20 protein-coding genes, 1 tRNA gene and 2 pseudogenes are annotated in these 22,683 nt (G+C 36.9%); 7 read left to right on the top strand and 16 right to left on the bottom strand.

Features of this window, described 5'->3' with window-relative positions; all coding sequences use genetic code 11:
- Positions 1-20: 20 nt before the first annotated feature.
- Positions 21-650 carry a multifunctional acyl-CoA thioesterase I/protease I/lysophospholipase L1 gene (tesA, locus tag C0T34_RS05320; RefSeq protein ID WP_109849793.1) on the bottom strand — a complete coding sequence of 210 codons (630 nt, stop codon included), beginning with the start codon at positions 648-650 and terminating at the stop codon, positions 21-23.
- On the opposite strand from tesA, the gene ybbA reads away from it, so the two are divergent.
- Together ybbA and ybbP are read left to right on the top strand one after the other, a co-directional pair.
- Positions 621-1,307, top strand: a complete 687-nt coding sequence (gene ybbA, locus C0T34_RS05315; RefSeq protein ID WP_098942093.1) for a putative ABC transporter ATP-binding protein YbbA — start codon at positions 621-623, stop codon at positions 1,305-1,307. The two genes, tesA and ybbA, sit on opposite strands and share 30 nt — an antisense overlap.
- Positions 1,304-3,745 carry a putative ABC transporter permease subunit YbbP gene (gene ybbP, locus C0T34_RS05310; RefSeq protein ID WP_109849792.1) on the top strand — a complete coding sequence of 814 codons (2,442 nt, stop codon included), beginning with the start codon at positions 1,304-1,306 and terminating at the stop codon, positions 3,743-3,745. The genes ybbA and ybbP overlap by 4 nt, the downstream gene beginning before the upstream one ends.
- An 88-nt stretch (positions 3,746-3,833) precedes the next feature.
- Here ybbP and C0T34_RS05305 read toward each other — a convergent pair whose 3' ends face one another.
- From C0T34_RS05305 to ppiB, 7 genes are all read right to left on the bottom strand, one after another.
- Positions 3,834-5,996: an ornithine decarboxylase gene (locus C0T34_RS05305; protein WP_109849841.1), complete on the bottom strand. Its 2,163-nt coding sequence runs from the start codon at positions 5,994-5,996 to the stop codon at positions 3,834-3,836.
- A gap of 177 nt (positions 5,997-6,173) precedes the next feature.
- The gene (locus C0T34_RS05300; protein ID WP_098942096.1) at positions 6,174-7,199 is read right to left on the bottom strand and encodes a mechanosensitive ion channel family protein; all 1,026 of its coding nucleotides are present in this window, start codon (positions 7,197-7,199) and stop codon (positions 6,174-6,176) included.
- Between the two features lie 67 nt (positions 7,200-7,266).
- Positions 7,267-8,526, bottom strand: coding sequence for an MFS transporter (locus C0T34_RS05295; protein WP_098942097.1), 1,260 nt, complete (start codon positions 8,524-8,526; stop codon positions 7,267-7,269).
- Positions 8,527-8,649: 123 nt separating this feature from the next.
- On the bottom strand, positions 8,650-9,717 hold the full coding sequence (gene purK, locus C0T34_RS05290; RefSeq protein ID WP_109401425.1) for a 5-(carboxyamino)imidazole ribonucleotide synthase: 1,068 nt from the start codon (positions 9,715-9,717) through the stop codon (positions 8,650-8,652).
- The gene (gene purE, locus C0T34_RS05285; RefSeq protein ID WP_098942099.1) at positions 9,714-10,235 is read right to left on the bottom strand and encodes a 5-(carboxyamino)imidazole ribonucleotide mutase; all 522 of its coding nucleotides are present in this window, start codon (positions 10,233-10,235) and stop codon (positions 9,714-9,716) included. Before purE ends, purK begins: the two co-directional genes overlap by 4 nt.
- A 134-nt stretch (positions 10,236-10,369) precedes the next feature.
- Positions 10,370-11,092: a UDP-2,3-diacylglucosamine diphosphatase gene (locus tag C0T34_RS05280; protein ID WP_098942100.1), complete on the bottom strand. Its 723-nt coding sequence runs from the start codon at positions 11,090-11,092 to the stop codon at positions 10,370-10,372.
- A 12-nt stretch (positions 11,093-11,104) separates the two neighbouring features.
- A complete protein-coding gene (ppiB, locus tag C0T34_RS05275) occupies positions 11,105-11,599 on the bottom strand; it encodes a peptidylprolyl isomerase B (protein ID WP_006533972.1) in 495 nt (164 codons plus the stop codon).
- A 374-nt stretch (positions 11,600-11,973) separates the two neighbouring features.
- Between ppiB and cysS the strand changes: the two genes are divergently transcribed.
- A complete protein-coding gene (gene cysS, locus C0T34_RS05270) occupies positions 11,974-13,365 on the top strand; it encodes a cysteine--tRNA ligase (protein WP_098942101.1) in 1,392 nt (463 codons plus the stop codon).
- Between the two features lie 89 nt (positions 13,366-13,454).
- On the opposite strand, the gene C0T34_RS05265 is transcribed toward cysS, so the two are convergent.
- The 4 genes from C0T34_RS05265 to folD form a co-directional block, all read right to left on the bottom strand.
- Positions 13,455-13,898 (bottom strand): hypothetical protein, encoded by a 444-nt coding sequence (locus tag C0T34_RS05265; protein ID WP_098942102.1) that lies wholly within the window; start codon positions 13,896-13,898, stop codon positions 13,455-13,457.
- Between the two features lie 236 nt (positions 13,899-14,134).
- Complete coding sequence (gene fruK / locus C0T34_RS05260; protein WP_109849791.1) at positions 14,135-15,076, bottom strand: 1-phosphofructokinase; 942 nt, start codon at positions 15,074-15,076, stop codon at positions 14,135-14,137.
- Between the two features lie 652 nt (positions 15,077-15,728).
- A complete protein-coding gene (gene ybcJ / locus C0T34_RS05255) occupies positions 15,729-15,941 on the bottom strand; it encodes a ribosome-associated protein YbcJ (RefSeq protein WP_023582608.1) in 213 nt (70 codons plus the stop codon).
- Positions 15,942-15,944: 3 nt separating this feature from the next.
- A complete protein-coding gene (gene folD, locus C0T34_RS05250; protein ID WP_075673948.1) occupies positions 15,945-16,817 on the bottom strand; it encodes a bifunctional methylenetetrahydrofolate dehydrogenase/methenyltetrahydrofolate cyclohydrolase FolD in 873 nt (290 codons plus the stop codon).
- A gap of 190 nt (positions 16,818-17,007) precedes the next feature.
- Between folD and C0T34_RS05245 the strand changes: the two genes are divergently transcribed.
- Positions 17,008-17,084 (top strand) — tRNA-Arg (locus C0T34_RS05245).
- A gap of 15 nt (positions 17,085-17,099) precedes the next feature.
- Here the strand turns inward: C0T34_RS05245 and C0T34_RS05240 are convergent.
- Positions 17,100-17,225, bottom strand: a pseudogene (locus C0T34_RS05240) (integrase); the annotation flags it as partial.
- 345 nt (positions 17,226-17,570) lie between these two features.
- On the opposite strand from C0T34_RS05240, the gene C0T34_RS05235 reads away from it, so the two are divergent.
- A complete protein-coding gene (locus C0T34_RS05235; RefSeq protein WP_109849790.1) occupies positions 17,571-18,110 on the top strand; it encodes a hypothetical protein in 540 nt (179 codons plus the stop codon).
- Positions 18,111-18,257: 147 nt separating this feature from the next.
- Here the strand turns inward: C0T34_RS05235 and C0T34_RS05230 are convergent, their stop codons facing one another.
- Together C0T34_RS05230 and C0T34_RS05225 are read right to left on the bottom strand one after the other, a co-directional pair.
- The gene (locus C0T34_RS05230) at positions 18,258-18,566 is read right to left on the bottom strand and encodes a helix-turn-helix transcriptional regulator (protein ID WP_075674159.1); all 309 of its coding nucleotides are present in this window, start codon (positions 18,564-18,566) and stop codon (positions 18,258-18,260) included.
- Between the two features lie 361 nt (positions 18,567-18,927).
- A pseudogene (locus C0T34_RS05225) lies at positions 18,928-19,407 on the bottom strand (DUF523 domain-containing protein).
- Between the two features lie 217 nt (positions 19,408-19,624).
- Here C0T34_RS05225 and C0T34_RS05220 point away from each other — a divergent pair.
- Complete coding sequence (locus tag C0T34_RS05220; protein WP_098942104.1) at positions 19,625-20,038, top strand: hypothetical protein; 414 nt, start codon at positions 19,625-19,627, stop codon at positions 20,036-20,038.
- Here the strand turns inward: C0T34_RS05220 and C0T34_RS05215 are convergent.
- Complete coding sequence (locus C0T34_RS05215; protein WP_098942105.1) at positions 20,006-20,266, bottom strand: hypothetical protein; 261 nt, start codon at positions 20,264-20,266, stop codon at positions 20,006-20,008. The genes C0T34_RS05220 and C0T34_RS05215 overlap by 33 nt on opposite strands.
- 625 nt (positions 20,267-20,891) lie before the next feature.
- Between C0T34_RS05215 and C0T34_RS05210 the strand changes: the two genes are divergently transcribed.
- Positions 20,892-22,307, top strand: coding sequence for an FAD-dependent oxidoreductase (locus tag C0T34_RS05210; RefSeq protein ID WP_075674162.1), 1,416 nt, complete (start codon positions 20,892-20,894; stop codon positions 22,305-22,307).
- Positions 22,308-22,683: the final 376 nt, after the last annotated feature.

Raw genomic sequence — 22,683 nt, 5'->3', positions numbered from 1 at the left:
TCAACTACTGTCAGAATAGTCTAACGTGTTAGGTAAGGGGATAATGTTTCATCCATCCACTGCGTAATAAAAGGCTGAGCATCTTCATTGGGGTGTATGCTGTCATTTTGCATCCACTCAGGCTTATCAGCGATTTTCTCCATATAAAAAGGAAGCAGAGGAAGCGCATTATCTTCAGCGAGTTTTGGATAGATCGCTGAAAACGATTGTGTATAACGTTTACCGTAATTAGGTGAAATCATTATTTGCATAAAAAGTGGCATTGCACCGGCATCTTTCACTTGTGTAATGATGTTTTGTAATGCCTCTTTTGTTTGTGCAACAGGGTATCCCTGTAAACCATCATTTGCACCTAATTCAATTAAAACCCAGCGTGGTTGATGCTGTTTTAATAAATCAGGAAGCCTATCTTGTCCCTGAAAGGCTGTTTCACCACTAATGCTTGCATTAACAACATTAATTTCAGGGTAGGTTGTTTTCCATTTATCAGCAAGGCGTTGTGGCCATGCGCTTTCAATCGGAAGACGGTATCCTGCACTCAAGCTGTCACCAAAGATCAAAAAGGTATCAGCAGCAATTGCCTTAAAGCTAAACATCATCATAACGATAAGGAAAAATGTATGTCGACGGAAAAGGTTCTTGAAGTTCATCAGTTAACCAAAAAAGTAGGACAAGGTGATAGTCAGATCTCTATATTGCAGGGTGTTGAGTTAGTTGTCGAGCCTGCACAAACAATTGCGTTAATTGGTGAGTCAGGATCGGGTAAATCGACATTGCTAGGGATCATCGCTGGATTAGATGATGGCACCTCTGGCAGTGTACATTTGATGGGTGAAGATCTCACAAAAATGAATGAAGAAGCGCGTGCCAAGTTGCGTGCTGAACATGTTGGTTTTGTTTTTCAATCATTTATGTTGATCCCAACATTGAATGCTCTTGAAAATGTGCAGTTGCCCGCATTATTAAAAGGTGAGTCAGAAAAGCACAGCCATGCGCGTGCAGTTGATTTACTTAAGCTGTTGGGGTTAGGCGAACGTTTATACCATATGCCAGCACAGCTTTCTGGCGGTGAGCAACAGCGTGTTGCATTAGCAAGAGCATTTTGTACTCAACCTGCCATTCTTTTTGCGGATGAACCAACAGGGAACCTTGATCGTAAAACTGGCGATAAAATTGCTGACTTGTTGTTCTCTCTTAACCGCGATTATGCAACAACCTTGATTTTAGTGACTCATGACAATGAGCTAGCTGCTCGTTGTCAAAGACGATTACGATTAGTTGATGGACAACTTAAGGAGGAGTCATGATTTGGCGTTGGTTTTGGCGTGAATGGCGTTCTCCTGCATTATTAATTGTTTGGCTTTCTTTAGCGCTGGCAGTTGCTTGTGTGCTCGCTTTAGGGCGGATAGGTGATCGCATCGATAAAAGCATTTATGCTCAAAGCCGCGATTTGATCGCTGGTGATTTAGTCTTACGTGCATCTTATCCTGTTGATGAAAACTGGCTTGCTGAGGCGAAGAAAGAAGGGTTAACTCTCAGTCGCCAAATGCAATTTACTACCATGTCTTATGCGCCAGAAGGTGATACACCTCAGCTTGCGTTGGTGAAAGCTACAGATAATTTATATCCACTGTATGGTGAGTTAGAAACAGAGCCAGCAGGCTTAAAGCCTGAAAAAGGAACTGCGCTTGTCGGTGCTAGATTACTTGAATTACTTGATATAAAAGTCGGCGATAACATTGATGTAGGCGATGCCTCATTTACTATCAGTGGTGTATTAATTCAAGAGCCAGACAGTGGGTTTAATCCTTTTCAAATCGCGCCCCGAATTTTAATTAGTCTTGATGATGTTGAGGCAACTGGAGCTGTGCAACCCGGAAGCCGCCTGACTTATCGCTATATGTTTGCGGGCGATGAAGCGGTGATTGATAGTTATCAGCAACGCTTCGACCCAATATTAAAGCCAGATCAGCGTTGGAATAGTTTAAAACAAGATAGCGGGGCACTTTCACAATCAATGGAGCGTGCAAAAAACTTTCTTTTGCTATCAGCTCTATTGACATTATTGCTTGCTATATCAGCGGTTGCTGTTTCAATGGCTCATTATTGCCGGACTCGTCATACCTTAATCGCGGTATTAAAAACACTAGGTGCAGATAAACGGGCATTGAGAAAGTGGATCGTTGGGCAATGGGGAGTGATCCTTGTTGGTGCTATTGTTGTAGGCTCATTAGTCGGGCTTGTTTTTGAGGCAATATTGCTACAAATTTTAGCACCAGTGTTACCTAAAAGTTTACCTGAAGCGAGTTTCTTACCATGGGTATGGTCAGTGGGTTCCTTGTTGTTAATAGCTTTATTAACAGGATTAAGACCTTATTATCAACTAATGGCGACACAACCTTCTCGTGTATTAAGAAGTGATACCACGGCACCTATCTGGCCTCTTCGTTACTATTTACCGATTGTAGGCTTAATTATTGTTGGTGCTTTGACGCTTTTTGCGGGAACGGGCGTTTTACTCTGGTCAATTCTATTTGGTGTTGTTGTTATTGCTTTTTTATTGGGGGGGATTGGTTGGCTTGGATTGTGGGTGTTAAAGCAGTTTAAATTTCGCCAACTCAGTGCGCGCTTAGCAGTAACTCGCTTGTTGCGACAGCCTTTTCAGACCATGACTCAATTGGCTGCTTTTGCACTTTCATTTATGTTGTTAACACTATTGGTGCTGATCCAAGGTGATTTATTAGATAAATGGCAAAAACAGTTACCCGAAGATAGCCCTAATTACTTTCTGATCAATATGTCTGCACCTCAAGTTCAAGAAGTTAATACCTTGTTGGCAAAGTATAACGTTGAACCAACGGATGCATTTCCTGTGGTATTAGCGCGCTTAACGCAGATTAATGAGAATAATGCTAAAGAGTGGGCTGATAAACGTGATGCTGGTAATAACACTGTTCGTCGAGAGCTTAACTTAACGTGGCATAGCGAGTTGCCAAAAGATAACGTGATTGTTGAGGGAACATGGCCTCCAGTGGGAAATGGTGTTTCTCTTGATCAAGGTGTTGCTGAACAACTCGAAATTAAATTGGGTGATGAATTAACATTTGTTGGTGATACTCGTGAATTTAAGTCGATTGTTACTAGCATTCGCCATGTTGATTGGGAAAATATGCGTCCTAACTTCTTCTTTATCTTCTCTGAAGAAGGGTTAAGTAATCAGCCAGAAAAATGGATGAGTAGTTTTTATTACAATGGTGAAGGGACGTTAATTACGGCACTTAATCGGCAATTTCCAACTGTAAGCGTATTAGATACAGGCGCATTAATTCAGCAAGTTCAACAAATCTTACAGCAAGTCAGTCGAGCATTGGAGATTATGGTTGGATTGGTAATGATCTGTGGTGCGTTATTGTTAATTGCCCAAATTCAGGTAGGAATGACACAGCGACGTATTGAGCTAGTGGTATATCGAACATTAGGCGCAGGTAAGTCATTATTAAGACGGACTCTTTGGGCTGAATTTGCATTATTAGGTTTAATGGCGGGATTAGCTGCGGCGATTGGTGCGGAGGTTGCATTAAGTTTATTACAAATATCGGTGTTTAATTTCCCTTGGCAACCGCAATGGGGAATGTGGATCATCGTACCTATTGTTGCTGCACTATTACTTTCATTATGTGGCAGTATCTTAGGGATCAGACTGTTGCAAGATAAAGGGCAGTATCGACGAATTCAAGGTGAATAGTTGAAATAAGTTGGGCTTATAAATAGAGTTAAATAAAAATGCTGATGTTATTAAACATCAGCATTTTTTATGGGAAAAGATAAGACAATTATTCTTTTATAACATAAGCATAAATGCGCTTGCTGCCATCATCTTCATCATAAATATAAACCCCTTGAAGTTCAGTTGAAAAACCAGGTAGTTGATTAAGCGTGACTTCAAGTGCCTGAAAATAACGTAAAACAGCACCATCCCAAATTTCACCGGGCACAGCACATAAAACACCTGGTGGATAAGGTAAAGCACCTTCCGCGGCAATTCTGCCCGCTAATTTATTTAAAGGTAAAAACTCAACATTACCACGAACAAACTCAATATTAGCTTGTTGCGGACTTAGTGCTCGCTTAGGGAAATGACTTTTTCTAAACATCTGTTTTTGCAGCAACTTGATATTATATGTGACACAAATATCATGCATTTCCTGACAGAGTTGACGCAATGTATAACCTTGATAACGAGATTGATAGCGATGACAAACAGAAGGCAATATTTGTTCTAATGGCACATCTTCAACTAAGTGCTTTTCAAATTGAACAATCAAAGAGATTAAGCGATCAAATTTCGCTTGATGCTCTGCGGGAGTCAGCAAAAATAAGATTGAATTAAGGTCACTTTTTTCAGGAATTACACCGTGCTCACGTAGATAATTTGCCAAAATAGAGGCTGGTACACCAAAGGATTCATATTCCCCTGTATGAGGATTGATCCCCGGCGTTGTAAGCATTAATTTGCAAGGATCAACAAAGTATTGATTGGTGGCGTAACCTTCAAATGAGTGCCAATTATCATCAGGAATAAAATTGAAAAAACGTTGATCGTGAGCGATTTCATCTGTGTCATGATCTTGCCAAGCAAGTCCATCAATTACTTCAGGAATAAATGGCTTAATAAATTGACACTGTTTTAGTAATGATTTACGAGCTTCGATGCCTTGTTTTACACAACTCATCCACATTGCTTCACCACTTTTACCCGAATGCATTTTTGCATTGACATCAAGAGCCGCAAAAAGGGGGTAAAATGGGCTGGTGGACGCATGCATCATAAAAGCATTATTCATACGTTTATGATTAACATAACGTGATTGCCCTTTAAGGTGCGCATCTTTTTTATGTATCTGCGAGGTTTGTGAAAAGCCCGCTAATTGCTTATGAACGGATTGAGTAACCAAAATACCGGGATCGTCTTTATTAAGCGTTAGTAATAAAGGGGAACACTGTTTCATCATCGGAATGAATTGTTCATAACCAACCCATGCAGAATCAAATAAAATGTAATCACAAAGATGACCAATTTTATCGACAACTTGTCTTGCGTTGTAAATCGTACCGTCATAAGTGCCTAGTTGAATAACGGCTAAGCGGAAAGGGCGTTTATCGAATTGGCGTTCTGGCGTAATCTCTGCGATTTGTTGGCGTAAATAGCTCTCTTCAAAGCAATGTGCATCTATACCCCCGATAAAGCCAAAAGGATTACGAGCCGTTTCTAAATAAATAGGTGTTGCTCCCGCTTGAATTAACGCGCCATGATGATTGGATTTATGGTTATTCCTATCAAATAGCACTAAATCATTTGGTGCCAATAAGGCATTTAAGGCAACTTTATTAGAAGAGGATGTCCCATTTAAAACAAAATAGGTTTTATCGGCATTAAACACTTGTGCTGCAAAGGTTTGGGCATCATAAGGCGCACCTTCATGAATAAGTAAATCACCCATTTCTACATCAGCATTACAGAGATCAGAGCGAAATAGATTCTCACCAAAATATTGATAAAACTGTTCGCCTGCGGGATGACGACGGAAAAACTCTCCGCCTTGATGGCCGGGACAATCAAAAGCAACGTTCTTTTCGGCAACATAATTCACTAAGCGTGAAAAAAATGGTGTTGTCAGACTCTTTTCATATTGTTGTGCAGCTTCATTAATCAACGCACTATTTTTTTGATGCGCGCTTTTATCTGTAATCACAATCCCTGAAACTTGATTAAGTAATTCAGCACTGACTGTATCATTAAGATTAACTGCAATAAATACGGGGAGTTGAAAGCCTGTTTGATGAATGCGATATAGTTCGCCAGACTCAATATCTGACAACGACAATACTACTGCTGACACTTGCGTTAAATTTGCATCAACAATATCAACAATCGGACGTTCACAATAAAAATAGTGTGAAAGAGTCGGGTGACACGCCAACTTCATTTTTTTCATTATACTCGCGTTTTTATCAATAGAAGAATTGGCGAACAATATACTTGGTTGTGAATGTGATTGAAATAAATTAAAAGATAAATGAGGTGTTTCTATGCACTTAAAGCGCATAAATTACCATTTTAACAAGTGGGTGAATGGATAAGTTTATGAGAAAATAAACTTATCCATTTTGTATTATTGGGTAATTGGCGAAGGTTTTTCGATATAGACCGTTTGAGATGGAAAAGCAAAATCAGCGCCATGTTTATGCACAATCTCAATTATCTTTAAATAGACTTCTTGCTGAGCTTCAAGCCACTGTGCCCATACCGTTGTTTTAGTAAAACAATACACCATGATATTGAGTGAAGAGTCTGCAAATTGATTAAAGTAGACTAACAATGTTTGTTGTGTATCAATTTTGTCATTTTGCATCAGCATGGTGCGAATATCTTCAACGATCACGCCAATTTTATCTGAATCTTCATAACGTAAACCGAGTTCAGTTTCAATACGTCGATTAGTCATTCTTCCCGGATTTTCCACACTAATAGAGGAAAAAATTGAGTTAGGAATATAAAGTGGTCGATGATCAAACGTGATGATTTTGGTAATACGCCAGCCAATCTCAACTACTGTACCTTCAATATTACGATCAGGAGATCGAACCCAATCACCAATATTAAAAGGACGATCGAAATAGAGCATGACACCCGAAAAAAGATTACTTAATACATCTTTACTTGCCATGCCAATGGCGATACCACCTAATCCGCCAAATGTCATTAAGCCGGATAAGCTCATACCAAAATGCTCACCAAACAATAAAATGATAATGACAAATAGAGTGATTTTAAATATACGAGAAATAATACGAGCAGAAGTAGGGTCACTACCTTTTTTAATTTGAGCTTTTTCTAATCGATTAATTAGTAAGAAAAACTTTCTCATTAAAATTAATGCAATGCCAACATAGGTGAAAAAATTAATCATTCTAAAGGAGATAAAGTGGAGATTAAAATCGACCACAGCCATTTCACAATATTGGCTTAAGATAAGCACTAAACTACAAAGCAAGATAGCTTGGCTGATATGAATAATAATATTTCTACGGCGTTTTTTCTTTTTGTCATGAAAAAGAGATACGACGACAAAACCAACAAAACAGGCTAAAGCTATGCCAACACCTATCGAGTATTTTATTATTAATGCATCATTCATCAGCTTAATATCTCCTTAGAAAATGCGTTCTTATAATACGAAACTCACTATCTTGCTTATTTAATGGTTACTTTTCTTGCTCACTTGCATGCTGAAATTTAGGATAGACTGGTGGTTTCATAAACAGTGTTATCGCTAAAATAAGTAAAACAGGGATGGTTAAAATCAAGAACGCAGGTGTAAAACTACCTGAAATATCTTTGATTGCTCCAGCAAAGAAAGGTGCTAAACAAGCCAGTGTTGAAATTAAATTCATCACTGAAAACAGCTCAAGGTAAGGAGAGCGGCCAAAATAGTTAGCAAGCAAAATACTTGATGCTAAGAACGTCATGCCATAACCGATGCCGACACAAACCGTAAATAAGATCAGATAAACCCAAGAATTAGCCATACTTAGTGCAAGCAACCCAATGATAATAATACTTAAACTTGCGATAAGTAATTTTTTAGGTTCTAACCATTCACCAATAGCTCCACCTGCTAGGCGCGAGAAAGCATTAATAAATGCCATACTACTCAATAGTGTTGCGGCAATGGTTTCACCAAAACCATTTTCAATAATATGTGCAACAGCAAAACTATTGACCGTGATCCCACACCATAAAAAGGCCGTATAAGTCGCAGCAATAACATAAAATTGCCATGTTCTTAAAGCATGACGAGCCGTCCAAATCTCTTTAGTTTGATAGATACGTTTTGTGGTTTGAAGTTGGTTAATTTTTTTTGCGTGCTCTTGCTCTTTAGTGCCTTCGCGTAAAAATAAAATAGTGAGAAGAGTAACGATAGTAAGTGTGATCGCTGAGATAAGCCAGTGCATTCGCCATGTATGCCATAAATGGGTTGCTAAAAAATAGATCCAAGGCCCAGCAACACCACCTAATCCACCAATGGTAAAATAAACACCAAAGGCAAAGGACTGCTTTTCAAATAAGCGGGAAATAACATAAGTACCGGGTACGGTAGCCAGTAGCGTAAAACCAATACCTAGTAGTGCAGTACCGAGAAAATAACGTGCAATGGTGTATGTTTCATAAAGAAAGTAGAAACCACTGACAAAAATGATTAATCCGATAAGTAGTGTAAGACGAACACTTAATTTACGGATCAGCAAGGTAGGTAAAAAACTCGCAAGACCGCAGGTTAATCCTAATAACGTAAAGCCAAGGCCTGCTTGAGTCCAGTTCCACTCTAGCTCGTTTATCATACTAGGAAGAACAACGCCTAAAGAAGTAAATGTGGTTGCGGTAGCTAAAAAATACACAAAGCCCAATAATATCAGCATACTCCACTGATAAACGGGCCCAAAAATCTGTTGCGTGGCTTGCATCCTGACTCCATCAAATGGGTGCAGTAACCTGAATAATCAGGAGAAAATAGCGAATAACAGACCTCTTTATCTAAGGTCTGTTCGTTTAAAGGCTATTATTCTCTAACTTTATGAGTCGGACTGCTAGCTTAATTTTTCTAAAGCCCATTTGATAGGGTACTGATAGGCATCATCAAGCATCAAGCTTAATGATTTGAGTGTCTCTTTCAGTGGTTGATTATCACGATGTACAAGATTGAGATGGCCCACTTTACGGACAGGGCGAACTTCTTTTTCATACCAATGTAAATGAACTAATGGTAATGAAAGCCATTGAGGGTTGACATCAGTACCAATCAAATTAACCATTACTGCCGGTTGGCAAACTTCAGGTTTTGGCATAGGTAAATCTAAAATTGCACGTAGATGTAACTCAAACTGGCTAATTGAGGCACCATTTTGTGTCCAATGACCACTGTTATGAACTCTAGGGGCTAATTCGTTAATAAGTAATTTATCACCAACGATAAAGCACTCCATCGCCATTACACCCACATAATTGAGCTTATTAAGGATGGCGGTCAGCATTTTTTCCGCTGATTGTTGTAGTTTTGACGCAGGTGTTGGTAAGGCGACACTCATGCGTAAAATGCCATCTTGGTGCAGGTTGTGAGTCAAAGGGTAGAAAACACAATTTCCGTTACTATCTCTTGCACCTACTAATGATACTTCACCTGAAAAAGGGATACCTTGCTCAACAATACACTCACCATAAATTTCAGCCGGTAATTGTTGTTCTTCACCGGGATGAATGCGCCATTGGCCACGACCGTCATACCCACCAACACGGCGCTTCACAATAATAAAATCACCCAATTGAGCGAAGATATCAGGCCATTGTGTTGGCGATGTTAATGGTTGCCAAGGTGCTGTTGCTAAACCTAGCTCATCAAGAAGTTGTTTTTGAGGCAATCTATCGGCAAGCAATGGGAATATGTCACGGTTTACAAAGTTAGTATGGCGTTCTAATTCTTTGGTGAGTGCGGTTTCAGGCCAGCGTTCAATTTCAGCTGTGATGATGCTTTTTTGATAAGGAACTGCTTCAGGCTCTGCATCTAATCCTACTGGATAAACTGCAATTCCTAAAGGCTCACCGGCTTGTCTTAGCATTCGCCCTAGTTGGCCATTTCCAAGAACACAAACTGGCTTCATAGTGCCTCCCTTGGATCAGGGTTATTTAAGACATCATCAGTTTGTGCTGTACGCCATGCTGTTAGTGCTTCAAAAATAGTAGAGGAGTGTAATGCTAAAATTTGAGCAGCTAATAAAGCGGCATTGGCGGCACCTGCTTTACCAATCGCTAAGGTTCCCACAGGAATACCTTTCGGCATTTGTACAATAGAGTAAAGGCTATCAACACCGCTTAATGCAGCACTTTGAACAGGAACACCTAATACAGGGACGAGTGTTTTTGCTGCGAGCATACCCGGTAAGTGGGCAGCACCGCCAGCTCCTGCAATAATGACATCAAAGCCATTACTTTTGGCTTGTTCTGCAAAGCTAAATAGCTTATCAGGGGTACGGTGTGCAGAGACAATCTCAACATGATAAGGAAGTTGTAGTGCGTCTAGTACATCAGCGGCATGAGACATTGTTGCCCAGTCACTTTTAGAGCCCATTACAATAGCGATACGAGCGGAAGAGGTATTTAGACCAACTTGAGAAGACATTACTTAACTGCTCCTGTAAGCATAAACGGATATAGCCTAATAAACTGAGCATGATAGTATCACGCTAACACACATAGGAAAACGTTTGCGTAAAGAAAAAACAGCCTTTTTATGAAGAAAATAAGCAAAACAACTTAGAAGGGGAAATGAATAAGTTCTATTTTTTCAGCCGTTACTTTAAACATAGAACCTTCAGTATGCCAAGCACCTAATACACCTCGATAATGTATTTTATCATCAATATTAACAGTATGAATTGCTGGACGATGAGTATGACCGTGGATCATCCATTCTGTATTGAAATACTTAAAAGTATCAATCACTGCCTGCGGGTTAACATCCATAATGGCATCAGACTTATACTGATTTTCGTGCTGGCTACGTGAACGCATTTTGTCAGCGATACGCAGTCGAATAAATAGAGGCAGTAGTGAGAATAAGCGCTGAATAAATTTATTATGCACTTTTTTACGGTAACGTTGATACGCATCATCATCTGTACAAAGTGTATCACCATGCAAAATTAGGATGCGATGCTTCTCAATTTCGAGCACTTTTTCTTGTGGAAGTAAGGTGATACCACTCTCTTTTGCAAAACGAGAGCCAATTAAAAAATCACGATTTCCATGAATAAAATAACAAGGTACTCCTGCATTTTTTAGCGTCATCAGAGCTTGAGCAATTTGTTGATGCAAAGGATTAGGATCATCGTCACCTATCCAAAAATCAAAAAAATCACCTAGGATATAAAGTGCTTTTGCATGAATAGCTTGTTCTTTTAAAAAGCGAAGAAAACCGGCAGTGATTGCCGGTTCATGTTCACTTAAATGCAGGTCTGCAATAAAAAGCGTACACATAAAAAGCGAGGCTTATTCGCTAACCGTTACACTTTTAATGACGATATCTTCACGAGGAACATCTTGGTGGAAACCGCTACGACCTGTGGAAACAGCTTTAATTTTATCAACAACGTCCATACCTTCAACAACTTCAGCAAAGACACAATATCCCCAACCATTTGCGTTTTCAGCACGGAAGTTTAAGAAATCGTTGTCTGCAACGTTGATAAAGAATTGAGCAGTAGCAGAATGTGGATCGTTCGTACGAGCCATTGCTAATGTACCGCGGTTGTTTGCTAGGCCATTGTTTGCTTCGTTTCTTACAGGTGCTTTGGTCGCTTTTTGGTTCATACCTGGTTCAAAACCACCACCTTGGATCATAAAACCATTGATGACACGGTGGAAAATAGTGTTATCGTAGAATCCTTCTTTACAGTAGTCTAAAAAATTTTCTACGGTTGCAGGTGCTTTGTCTGCAAATGTATTAATCACGATATCGCCGTAATTGGTATGAAAAGTAACCATATTCAGATCCTAATATAATTTTAGCTTTACCCAGATTTGGGCATAAACAACAGTCCCGTTTTTATATCACAGTTGCCTAATTTAGTCAGTATGCATCTTTTTCTCGCTCTACTTTTTCTTGCTAAATAAATCAGTAATGAAAGGAAAAAACACTTTTCGCCAAAATTTAGCAAATAATAGAAGTTTGATTGTTCACTATCAACGATTGAACAGTGAAAATAAGTGTTAAGCAGAGTAAGATGAAAACCCTAATCTTGCGTTTGCTTTGGCTGCAAGATCCAATATCCTTATTAATATCATGCTATAGTAGTTGTTATTTTCTTTTATATAAAAACGTAATAAACACGTACAGTTGAAAACGGGAACGTCCACTGATGCTAAAGATTTTTAATACTCTCACTCGCCAAAAAGAAGAATTTAAACCTATCCATGCAGGAAAAATAGGTATGTACGTGTGTGGCATCACTATTTATGACTTATGCCATATTGGTCATGGGCGTACATTTGTGGCTTTTGACGCCATAACCCGTTATCTGCGTTACTTAGGATACGATGTTAACTATGTTCGTAACGTAACGGATGTGGATGATAAAATCATCAAACGTGCGATTGAAAATAATGAAACATGTGAGCAATTAACTACTCGTATGTTAGCTGAAATGCATAAAGATTTTGATGCATTAAATATTGCTCGCCCTGATTCAGAGCCGCGTGCAACACACCATATTACTGAAATTATTGAATTAACAGAAGCGTTAATTAAACGTGGACATGCTTACGTTGCCGACAATGGCGATGTGATGTTTGCGATTGATACTGATCCTGATTATGGCTTACTTTCTCGCCAAGATTTAGAGCAGCTACAAGCCGGTGCTCGTGTTGAAGTGGCTAACGTAAAACGCAATCCAATGGATTTCGTCTTATGGAAAATGTCTAAACCGGGTGAACCAAGCTGGGAGTCTCCTTGGGGAGAAGGTCGTCCGGGCTGGCATATCGAATGTTCTGCGATGAATGGTAAAGAATTAGGACATCATTTTGATATTCATGGTGGTGGTTCAGACTTAATGTTCCCTCATCATGAAAATGAGATTGCACAATCAACTTGTGCCCATGATGGCCCTTACGTTAATTACTGGATGCACTCTGGTATGGTGATGGTAGACAAAGAAAAAATGTCTAAATCACTTAATAACTTTTTTACTATTCGTGATGTATTGGCTTATTACGATGCTGAAACTGTGCGTTATTTCTTATTATCAGGCCATTATCGTAGTCAACTTAACTACACTGAAGAAAACTTAAAACAGGCTCGTACGGCATTAGAACGCCTCTATACTTCATTACGTGGCACTGATGCAGATGCACAACCTGTGGGGGGCGAAACGTTTGAAGCGCAATTTATTGACGCAATGAACGATGATTTCAATACACCAGAAGCTTATTCAGTCTTGTTTGATTTAGCGCGTGAAGTGAATCGCCTAAAATCAGTTGATATGAATACAGCGAATGGCTTAGCCGCGGTATTACGTAAGCTTGCTAAAGTATTAGGTTTATTAGAGCAAGAGCCTGAGTTCTTCTTACAAAGTGGTGCTAAAGCAGATGATGCTGGTGAAGTTGAAAAAATTGAATCGTTAATTCAGCAGCGTAATGATGCTCGTAAAAATAAAGATTGGGTAGCAGCTGATGTTGCTCGTGACGCATTAACAGCGATGGGGATTGTTTTAGAAGATGGTCCTCAAGGAACAGTTTGGCGTCGTAATAATTAATACAATGATTGAGTGGTTACTCTTAATACGTGTTTAATATAAAGATATCGGATATTAAATATCCGATATTTTTTTGTCTGATGATTAATTTATTTACTAATAATACTAGTTTCTCTTTCGCTATCTTTTTGTTTATCTTCAAAATAAGAAATCACATTTTCAGAGAAAAAAAGTCGATGCGTTAAGATTACGATAATAGAAAAAATAACAAAGCTAATCTCTGACATATTTGTTAATGACATCGAAATACTAAGTATAAAAAAGAGCGAAATAGATAAACATACCCATGAAATCTTCAAAAAAGAGTAAGCATTTCTACTATTTCTAGCTAGTTTTATCCATGCTGTAACTTGCATTATCATCGTTATAATTAGACACAGCATGATTAAAAAACCCACTAGCATTGTTTGACCGCCACCCATTGCCATTGCTAATAAATAAATTGGTGCCCCGGCAACTAATATAAATAAACTTACACCTAAAAATAATACCGAAATAACTTGGATCCATAAAAGCACTATGGGCCTTTCCATAACTTCTCCTAAAAACAGAAATAAGTTTTTATTGGCTTTAGAATATCTTTATCAATTTTTATTAAAGTGAAGTTTATCGAATAAATAGAAAAAATAAAGTTTGATTTAATAATAAAAAAATATTAATCAATTAAAGAGATTCTATTTTAGAGTTTTATAACATAGCGTTAATATATTTAATGAAGGTAGTGGTAATTCTACTTAATATTATTCGATTTACCACCAAGTGTTATTACTCATAATTTTAGAGGGGTTAATTCTACTTCTGCCATCATTTTTGCTAATTGTTCACGATCGTGAATACCAACATTGGTTTGGCTTACAGCAAGTGCAGAAACAGCAGTTGCTAGACGTAAGGTATGCTCACTGGTTTGTCGCATCATTAAACCATAAATTAAACCACCCACCATTGAATCTCCAGCACCAACTGTACTTACAACATCACATTTAGGTGGTTTTGCCATCCATGCACCTGATGCATTTACCCACATAGCACCTTGTTCACCTAATGAAATAACAACATGAGCAATACCTTGCTGACGCAATGTTTGTGCCGCTTGTACAACATCAGAAAGTTCAGGTAAAGGTCTGCCTGCCCAAATCTCTAATTCATGATGATTAGGTTTAACTAACCAAGGAGAGGCTTTTAATCCTGCGACAAAAGCATCTCTGCTACTGTCAAAGATCAAGCACATACATTCGCTACGTAAGCGTGTCATCCACGCAGTGAAATCATTGAGATCAACACTCGGGGGAACACTACCGCTGACACAAATCATATCAAATTGACCCGCCCAACTTAGCGTGTCGTTAACAAAGCGAGTCCAGTCTTGTTTTGTGATTTCAAAACCTGAAAAATTGAAGTCAGTTACTTTGCCATTAGGTTCTGTGAGTTTGACATTAATACGAGTACGTCCTTCAACCATTTGAAAACGGTTAGCGATACCGGAGTCACTGAACTCTTTTTGGAATCCATCTTGGTTTTCTTTACCTAAAAAACCGCCAACAGTAACATCAACGGCAAGGCTTTTTAAAACCTTAGCCACATTGATGCCTTTACCAGCAGCATGGAAGCCAGCCGTTTTAACACGATTAACTTCACCAAGTTCAATGGGATTACTTAAACCAACAAGATCATATGCAGGGTTAAGTGTGATGGTTGCTACTCTGCGTTTCATGCTAGTTCCTTACCTTAAATAAAAGAACAGGCATCGATTTTTGCTGTAATTTAGCAAAGACAAAGATACCTTGAGTGGGTAAGCCGAGCATAAAATCTCCTGTTAGATAAAGGGCAAAAAAGACTTAAATATTACAAAATAACAGCTAAAATAGTACCATTAGGCTGAATCGTTTCAAATTATAACCTGTAATTTAGTACAAACAATGTTCTTTTGCCTAATGAAAGTAGAAATAAATTAGATCTAAATCACACTTAAGGGCATTTAAACATGAATAAACGGATAAAAATATCAATAAAAAGGGTTGTTGCTGAAGTTTTACAGTAATGGTTGAAAAGTGTTATCCATATATAAAATAATAACTTATAGCACTTCTTTTTATCTATTTTTTTATAAAATGTACAATTTGCTGAACTGTGAAAGGAGATTATAACCATAGATGGGCTTAAAAATGATGATCTAAATTTAAATATATTAAATTAAATTTTGTGATTTTATTTTAATTCAATGAGTTATGTTGATTTGTTTTTTTAGAATATGATTAAATAAGAAAAAAAAGGGAGAAAATGCAGATTAAAGATAAAAAAGGATTAAAAAGAAAAAAAGCGAGGCTGAGATAGCGACGCTTTTTCAATTTTAATTAATTTGCTGATTATTTGCTGACGCTAACGGAAAATTCACCAAAGGTGACCACTTTCCCTGCAACAATTTTACAGCGTTTACGGGTTTCAACTTCTCCGTCAACACTCACCAAACCTTCAGCAATGACACTTTTAGCAGCAGCTCCGCTTTCAGTCCAACCTTGAAGTTTTAATAAATCACAAAGCTCGACATAGTCGTGCCCATCTAATTGAAATGTTTCCATCGATTAATTATTTCCTGTTTCAGGGTCGTGGTACTCTTCGCATGCTTGCAAAGTATTTTGAATAAGTGTGGCTACGGTCATTGGACCTACACCACCAGGTACAGGAGAAATCCAGCCCGCACGTTGAGATGCTGCCTCAAAATCAACATCCCCGACAACTTTACCACTTTCAAGACGGTTTATACCGACATCAATCACGATTGCACCCGGTTTAATCCACTCACCAGGAATAAAGTTAGGTTTACCTACCGCCACAACAACTAAATCCGCGTGCTCAACATGAAAGCGCAGATCTTTAGTAAAACGGTGAGTAACCGTTGTTGTACAACCCGCAAGTAATAGTTCTAAGCTCATCGGGCGACCAACAATATTTGATGCACCAATAATAACGGCATTTAAGCCATTCATAGGAATATTACAACGCTCTAGTAGTGTAACAATACCACGAGGTGTGCAAGGGCGTAATTTAGGTGCTCGTTGGCATAGGCGGCCGATATTGTAAGGATGAAAGCCATCCACATCTTTATCAGGATGAATGCGTTCTAAAACCTTAACATTATCAATTCCGGCAGGTAAGGGGAGCTGAACGAGGATACCATCAATGGTGTTGTCTGCATTAAGCTGGTCAATAAGATTTAATAAATCAGCTTCACTGGTAGTATCTGGTAAATCATAAGAGCGAGAAATAAATCCTACTTCTTCACAAGCACGGCGTTTACTTCCAACATAAATCTGTGATGCTGGGTTATCCCCCACTAAAATAACAGCTAAACCAGGTGCTCGTTTTCCTGCATTAATACGTTGTTTTACTTTTTCTGCAACTTCGCTTCTGATGGTCTGCGCAATCGATTTCCCATCTATAATTCTTGCTGACATCTATACATCCAAATTATTCAATTACGGTATTGGTCTATTTTGTCAGATCAAGAGCAATCTGTCAGTCGAATACTTGCCATATTTTGACCATATAGTTTGATATCGTTGAAAAAGCGTTGACTCTCAGAATGTTGAACGTATAATTCACACCCGTTATCAGCAGTGATTGCTGACGTCTAAGTTCCTCTAGGCGCCCTTAGCTCAGTTGGATAGAGCAACGGCCTTCTAAGCCGTAGGTCACAGGTTCGAATCCTGTAGGGCGTACCATTTAAAATCAATGAGTTAAGCTAATTTTAATCCAACTTGGTTTTTGCTTTGTGTCGTATTTGTGTCGTTATCATTAAAAACGTCATCAATTTTACGTGCGTGCTCTGTCAAATGGTTTGGTGCTAAATGAGCATACCTTCTAGCCTGCCTCATTAATCCGTTCAGCAATAATGCGTTTGTTCTTTCTGGTCGATGTTTCATTATCTGCAATAAAATTACCATTTCTATATTTTCCATCTCCTTATTCTTTGCTGTACTATTAATGGAATGTTGATTTAATTAATCTCTATTTTACTGATATGAGATGCAATTAATAGACATACTAATAACGGAATTTAATATTTAAATAGTAAAAATATTTTAGAGAAAAACAGTTGGAATGGAGGATTAAATAATAATAGTTTTAACTAAACAGTTAAAGAATAGCTAATAAAAACTATATTAAGATATACTAATTTAATAAAAACAGTATAAATGGAATAAAATATGTCTTTACCTAACAGATTGAAACCAATAAAAAGAAGTAAAGCTAAACTTAATGAGTTGATCGATTTACTACGGAAGATAATTAATAAAATCGATAATGGTGCAACTGAAGACGATCCTGATATTAAAATCATGATGACAAATTGGAACACACAAGTAGTAACACCTTGTGAATTTTCAGATTTTCGTGATTATAATTCTTGGACAAGCGCAAAAGAGTTTACAAAAATAGCGTTTAATCAGGTCAAATATTTAGATGACCTGACTTATGAAGAGTTAATTAATATTATTGATTTTATATGTTTAGATGAAGGCAGTGAATCTGAACATTCCTATGCAATGAAGTTACTCAAAGTAAACTTCAAATCCTTTTCTTCAGATCTTATTTATTGGCCAGATGAGTATTTTAATATTGAAGAGGTCGATGATTTATCATCAGAAGAAATAGCGGCTTACTTGATGGAAGGATCTAATCGAAAATTATCTAATACTCCAGAACTTCGATTAAAATATTCAATTCCGAAAGATATTAACAATTGATTATTTATTTTAACAATAAATCAAGCGATTGATTTTATAAATAGATGAGATTTTATTTAAATAAAAGAAGATGAAAAATTGCGATATTCTTTAACTAAAATAGTTTAAATATTAAATCAGATAGCGCTAAACAATATTATTGCATTCTTATCTAAGATTACGGCGTTTTTTATTTCTTGAAACAACAATTTCATTTGATGACAAAGTTGTTTCAGCCCAAGCATTTAGCATTGGTGACATTATTTCGGGTGTAATCAACAAACTTTGTGGCGATATTCCTAATATTAAAGCAATAGCAATAAGCTGATCGACGGTTATCTTAAGATGCCCATTTTCCAAACGCGAATAGTGTTGCTGACTGATACCAAGCCTTCTTGCCATCTCGATACCTGTTATTTTTAATTGCTTTCTTTTCTGTTTAATTCTCTGACCTACAACAATATTAATTGAACTCATATTAATCCCTCTTTTTAAAAGAGATTACCGTAAAAATACTTAGAGATCGATATAAACGATCAAAAATAGATTATTAATAGTCGCTATCTATCGATTTTTATTTATTAAAAGATTTAAACCGTTTTACCTAAATCAAATAATTAGATAAATTACATTAGTCTTTAGCAGTATTTTTGTTTGTTAATGACGAAATAAGAGTGTTGAATAAGAATAATATGAGTTAATTGGAGGTTAGTGAGAATGGAAGGCTCCATTTTGCAGAGCCTGTTTGAAACAATGGATGATGATCCGTATCCGATAAGAATAAGTTAATGTTTTTTAACTGGTTATTTGATTGAGTCATTAGCTATTCAGATTTTTATCATAAAATAGTGTTTTCTTTATCCCAGTTTTCTACCCAATCAATTAATTCACCCAACTGATTTTCAGAAAATACCTTTATACCATGTTGACGTAATAAGGCCGTTGCAACACCTTCACCTTGCTTTGTCACACCAGAAAAATTGCCATCGTAGATATATTGGCTACCACAGGTTGGACTTTTATCGGTTAATAGGGCAACGATACAGTTAGAATCTAAAGCTGTGCGCAAAGCAAGTCATGCTGCAAGTTGGTAATGTGCAGTTGCATCGTTACCCGTGTTTTCAATCACTTTTGCGTTATTTTGCATAACTTGATAACCATCAGATCCTAATATTTCTGCTGAGGCTCTGGACGTTGGTAACCCAGCTGCAAGTTCAGGGCAGTGGATCACTAATCGTTGCTCTTGTTGCCACTGTTTAAGTATTATATTTAATCGTGCTTTTTCTGTGCCATTATAACGAACCTTAAATCCCATCAGGCAAGCACTAACGTTTCATATAAATTTAGTGATCTTATATCCACTCAATGAGATATGTGTTTTGATAGAATTTATATTCTTGACGTTATCGTTCAATGCATTTATAGGATACAATTCTATTTAAGCACAAAAAGCCACGGTATTTCAGTATTTATAGAGCTACTGTGATAAAGTTTCAAATAGAGCATTAATAATACCAAGATAGTAGGAAGAAAATATGAAAAAAGGATATTGGATCACTTTATTTCTACTGACTTTATTTTCCATTCTTATTTTTGGGATATTAAAAGATATTAAAAATACAAAAGAAAGAGGTTACACCTACACTGAATATAATATTTTTTCTTATTATCTTAATACTTCCTCTGTAATTAAATCAGTACCTAGAATATCAAATGATTATTTTTTTACTGGTGATGGCATTATTGATAGAGGATTTAGAGATGGTAGTGTGACATTTTGTCTTATTAATGATTGGAATAAGGCATATCAACAATTAAGAGAGTATACCGATAAATTAGATTTTCCAGTTTATTATGGAAATCCTAAAGTAAGAAATAGTGAGCAATATCTTGAGGTTTATAAATATGATAATTGTTTACATATAACTTATTCTGAAAATTATTTTTGATATTAGTGAGTTGTTTAGTGTTTTAATTAATTTTATGTAGTTATTTAATAACAGTAGAGAAGCTTTTGAAAACATTTTATTTAAGTCATTAGTTGAACGTTGTGCTGAGCGCTTTTTAGCTAGCCTCTTAGAGGCTGTGACGCTATTGGGATCGAATGTAGTTCGAGATGCAATAGAAAGGGCTACCGCATAGGCTTTTTCTTTTGCACTATTATTAATTTTAGCCATTTCTTTTGCTCCTTATTTTTTATTTAGATGAATTCTCACATAAAATAAATTTGTTATAAATAGATGAGTACTTAACTCAATATTTTTTTATTTCTCTTCTTAAAATTTGGTTATATAAAGAGATAAATATGATCTTAAGTGTGGTAATTCCAATTATCTCCTTCTGAATCACCATCGGATAACCAGTCCCTTGTTATGTTTCTTATCATTATCTCCTTTTTATGTGCTCAATTTATTGCTTTAGTAACATTAGTGATTTTGTGGATTATTTGTTAACCAATTTATTTTATCCAGCTTGTTTATTTGTAATTTTAATGTGTAATCAACCTATGTTTAACAAATGGTTTGTAGGTCTTTAATAGTGAAAAATTTTATATTTTGATGAAAAAACCAAGAAAACAACTAGTTTAATATGTTCTCATTTTACTTAGTGTGCTTAAATAATCGATAAAAAACAAAGTGATAATTAATTCCCTTGTTTGTATAAGTAAATTAAATAGTACGGATTTTTAAGAAAAAAACAGACGAAAGGATTTACAAATACTTTACTAATAGTTTACAAATGAAATAAGATATCGTTATTGTTTTAATGCTAATAATTCATTGAGTAAAAGGAACGTGTAAAATGGCGATATCTAGAAGAAAATTTATCATTGGTGGAACAGTAGTGGCTGTCGCTGCTGGTGCGGGTATTTTGACACCAATGTTAACTCGCGAAGGGCGCTTTGTTCCGGGTACGCCAAGACATGGCTTTGTTGAAGGCACTGAAGGTGCTTTACCAAAACAAGCTGATGTTGTTGTTATTGGTGCTGGTATTCTTGGTATTATGACAGCGATTAACCTTGTAGAACGTGGTTTATCTGTTGTGATCGTTGAGAAAGGTAACATCGCCGGTGAGCAATCTTCAAGATTCTATGGTCAGGCGATTAGCTATAAAATGCCTGATGAAACGTTCTTATTACACCATTTGGGCAAACATCGCTGGCGTGAAATGAATGCAAAAGTAGGTGTTGATACTACTTATCGTACACAAGGTCGCGTTGAAGTTCCTCTTGATGAAGAAGATTTAGTTAACGTAAGAAAATGGATTGATGAAAGAAGTAAGAATGTTGGCTCAGATATTCCATTTAAAACCAGAATTATTGAAGGTGCTGAATTAAATCAACGTCTTCGTGGCGCGACAACAGATTGGAAAATTGCAGGCTTTGAAGAAGATTCAGGTAGCTTCGATCCAGAAGTTGCAACTTTCGTTATGGCTGAATACGCTAAAAAAATGGGCGTTAGAATTTACACTCAATGCGCGGCTCGTGGCTTAGAAACACAAGCTGGTGTGATTTCTGATGTTGTCACTGAGAAAGGTGCAATCAAAACCTCTCAAGTTGTTGTTGCGGGTGGTGTTTGGTCACGCTTATTTATGCAAAATCTCAATGTTGATGTGCCAACACTGCCTGCATATCAGTCTCAACAGTTAATCAGTGGTTCACCAACGGCACCGGGTGGTAACGTCGCCTTACCAGGCGGTATTTTCTTCCGTGAACAAGCTGATGGTACTTATGCAACCTCTCCTCGTGTTATTGTGGCGCCAGTAGTGAAAGAATCCTTCACTTACGGTTATAAATATCTGCCATTATTAGCTCTACCTGATTTCCCTGTGCATATTTCTTTAAATGAACAATTAATCAATTCATTTATGCAATCAACACATTGGAACTTAGATGAAGTTTCTCCGTTTGAACAGTTTAGAAATATGACTGCATTGCCAGATTTACCTGAGCTAAATGCTTCATTAGAAAAATTAAAAGCAGAATTCCCTGCCTTTAAAGAATCGAAATTAATTGATCAATGGAGTGGTGCAATGGCTATCGCACCAGATGAGAACCCAATTATTTCAGAAGTTAAAGAGTACCCAGGTTTAGTGATTAATACTGCAACAGGTTGGGGGATGACAGAAAGCCCAGTATCAGCGGAGTTAACGGCTGATTTATTACTTGGTAAAAAACCTGTTTTAGATCCAAAACCATTTAGCCTTTACAGATTCTAATCGATATAGTTTAGAAAAAGCCTTCAAATTTGAAGGGACTCCATAAAGTTGGGGTCGTTTATTAAGTGGCTAACAAAGCCTGATTTCGATATTTAATCGGAATCAGGCTTTTTATTTTTATTAAATTTTACTTTTATAAAAAACTAAAGAATGAAAATATTATAAATATTAAATTTATTTCATCTAATAAATGACCAATATATTTTCATAAGATTTATTGTTTATTAATAATAAATAATCCCACATAAAAACCATTGATTGTATCTATGGTTTTTAGAGTAAATATCTCTTTTTCTATAAAATGACAACTAAAAATCATCTAACTTATTGATATTTACTAATTATATATTCGATATTTAATACTATTGTGTTACTC

The sequence above is a fragment of the Proteus sp. CA142267 genome (assembly GCF_003336825.1).
Lineage (GTDB): Bacteria > Pseudomonadota > Gammaproteobacteria > Enterobacterales > Enterobacteriaceae > Proteus > Proteus terrae.
This window is presented reverse-complemented; position numbering and strand designations above follow the sequence as displayed.

Coding starts and splice junctions, on each gene's coding strand:
- C0T34_RS05300 (WP_098942096.1), bottom strand. CDS start 7,199: ATGAATGATGCATTAATAATAAAATACTCGATAGGTGTTGGCATAGCT.
- purE (WP_098942099.1), bottom strand. CDS start 10,235: ATGTCTTCTCAAGTTGGTCTAAATACCTCTTCCGCTCGTATCGCTATT.
- C0T34_RS05265 (WP_098942102.1), bottom strand. CDS start 13,898: ATGGAAAGGCCCATAGTGCTTTTATGGATCCAAGTTATTTCGGTATTA.
- C0T34_RS05230 (WP_075674159.1), bottom strand. CDS start 18,566: ATGAGTTCAATTAATATTGTTGTAGGTCAGAGAATTAAACAGAAAAGA.
- folD (WP_075673948.1), bottom strand. CDS start 16,817: ATGTCAGCAAGAATTATAGATGGGAAATCGATTGCGCAGACCATCAGA.
- ybbP (WP_109849792.1), top strand. CDS start 1,304: ATGATTTGGCGTTGGTTTTGGCGTGAATGGCGTTCTCCTGCATTATTA.
- C0T34_RS05210 (WP_075674162.1), top strand. CDS start 20,892: ATGGCGATATCTAGAAGAAAATTTATCATTGGTGGAACAGTAGTGGCT.
- C0T34_RS05280 (WP_098942100.1), bottom strand. CDS start 11,092: ATGTGTACGCTTTTTATTGCAGACCTGCATTTAAGTGAACATGAACCG.
- ppiB (WP_006533972.1), bottom strand. CDS start 11,599: ATGGTTACTTTTCATACCAATTACGGCGATATCGTGATTAATACATTT.
- fruK (WP_109849791.1), bottom strand. CDS start 15,076: ATGAAACGCAGAGTAGCAACCATCACACTTAACCCTGCATATGATCTT.
- C0T34_RS05305 (WP_109849841.1), bottom strand. CDS start 5,996: ATGAAAAAAATGAAGTTGGCGTGTCACCCGACTCTTTCACACTATTTT.
- C0T34_RS05220 (WP_098942104.1), top strand. CDS start 19,625: ATGAAAAAAGGATATTGGATCACTTTATTTCTACTGACTTTATTTTCC.
- ybcJ (WP_023582608.1), bottom strand. CDS start 15,941: ATGGAAACATTTCAATTAGATGGGCACGACTATGTCGAGCTTTGTGAT.
- tesA (WP_109849793.1), bottom strand. CDS start 650: ATGAACTTCAAGAACCTTTTCCGTCGACATACATTTTTCCTTATCGTT.
- ybbA (WP_098942093.1), top strand. CDS start 621: ATGTCGACGGAAAAGGTTCTTGAAGTTCATCAGTTAACCAAAAAAGTA.
- C0T34_RS05295 (WP_098942097.1), bottom strand. CDS start 8,526: ATGCAAGCCACGCAACAGATTTTTGGGCCCGTTTATCAGTGGAGTATG.
- C0T34_RS05235 (WP_109849790.1), top strand. CDS start 17,571: ATGTCTTTACCTAACAGATTGAAACCAATAAAAAGAAGTAAAGCTAAA.
- purK (WP_109401425.1), bottom strand. CDS start 9,717: ATGAAGCCAGTTTGTGTTCTTGGAAATGGCCAACTAGGGCGAATGCTA.
- cysS (WP_098942101.1), top strand. CDS start 11,974: ATGCTAAAGATTTTTAATACTCTCACTCGCCAAAAAGAAGAATTTAAA.
- C0T34_RS05215 (WP_098942105.1), bottom strand. CDS start 20,266: ATGGCTAAAATTAATAATAGTGCAAAAGAAAAAGCCTATGCGGTAGCC.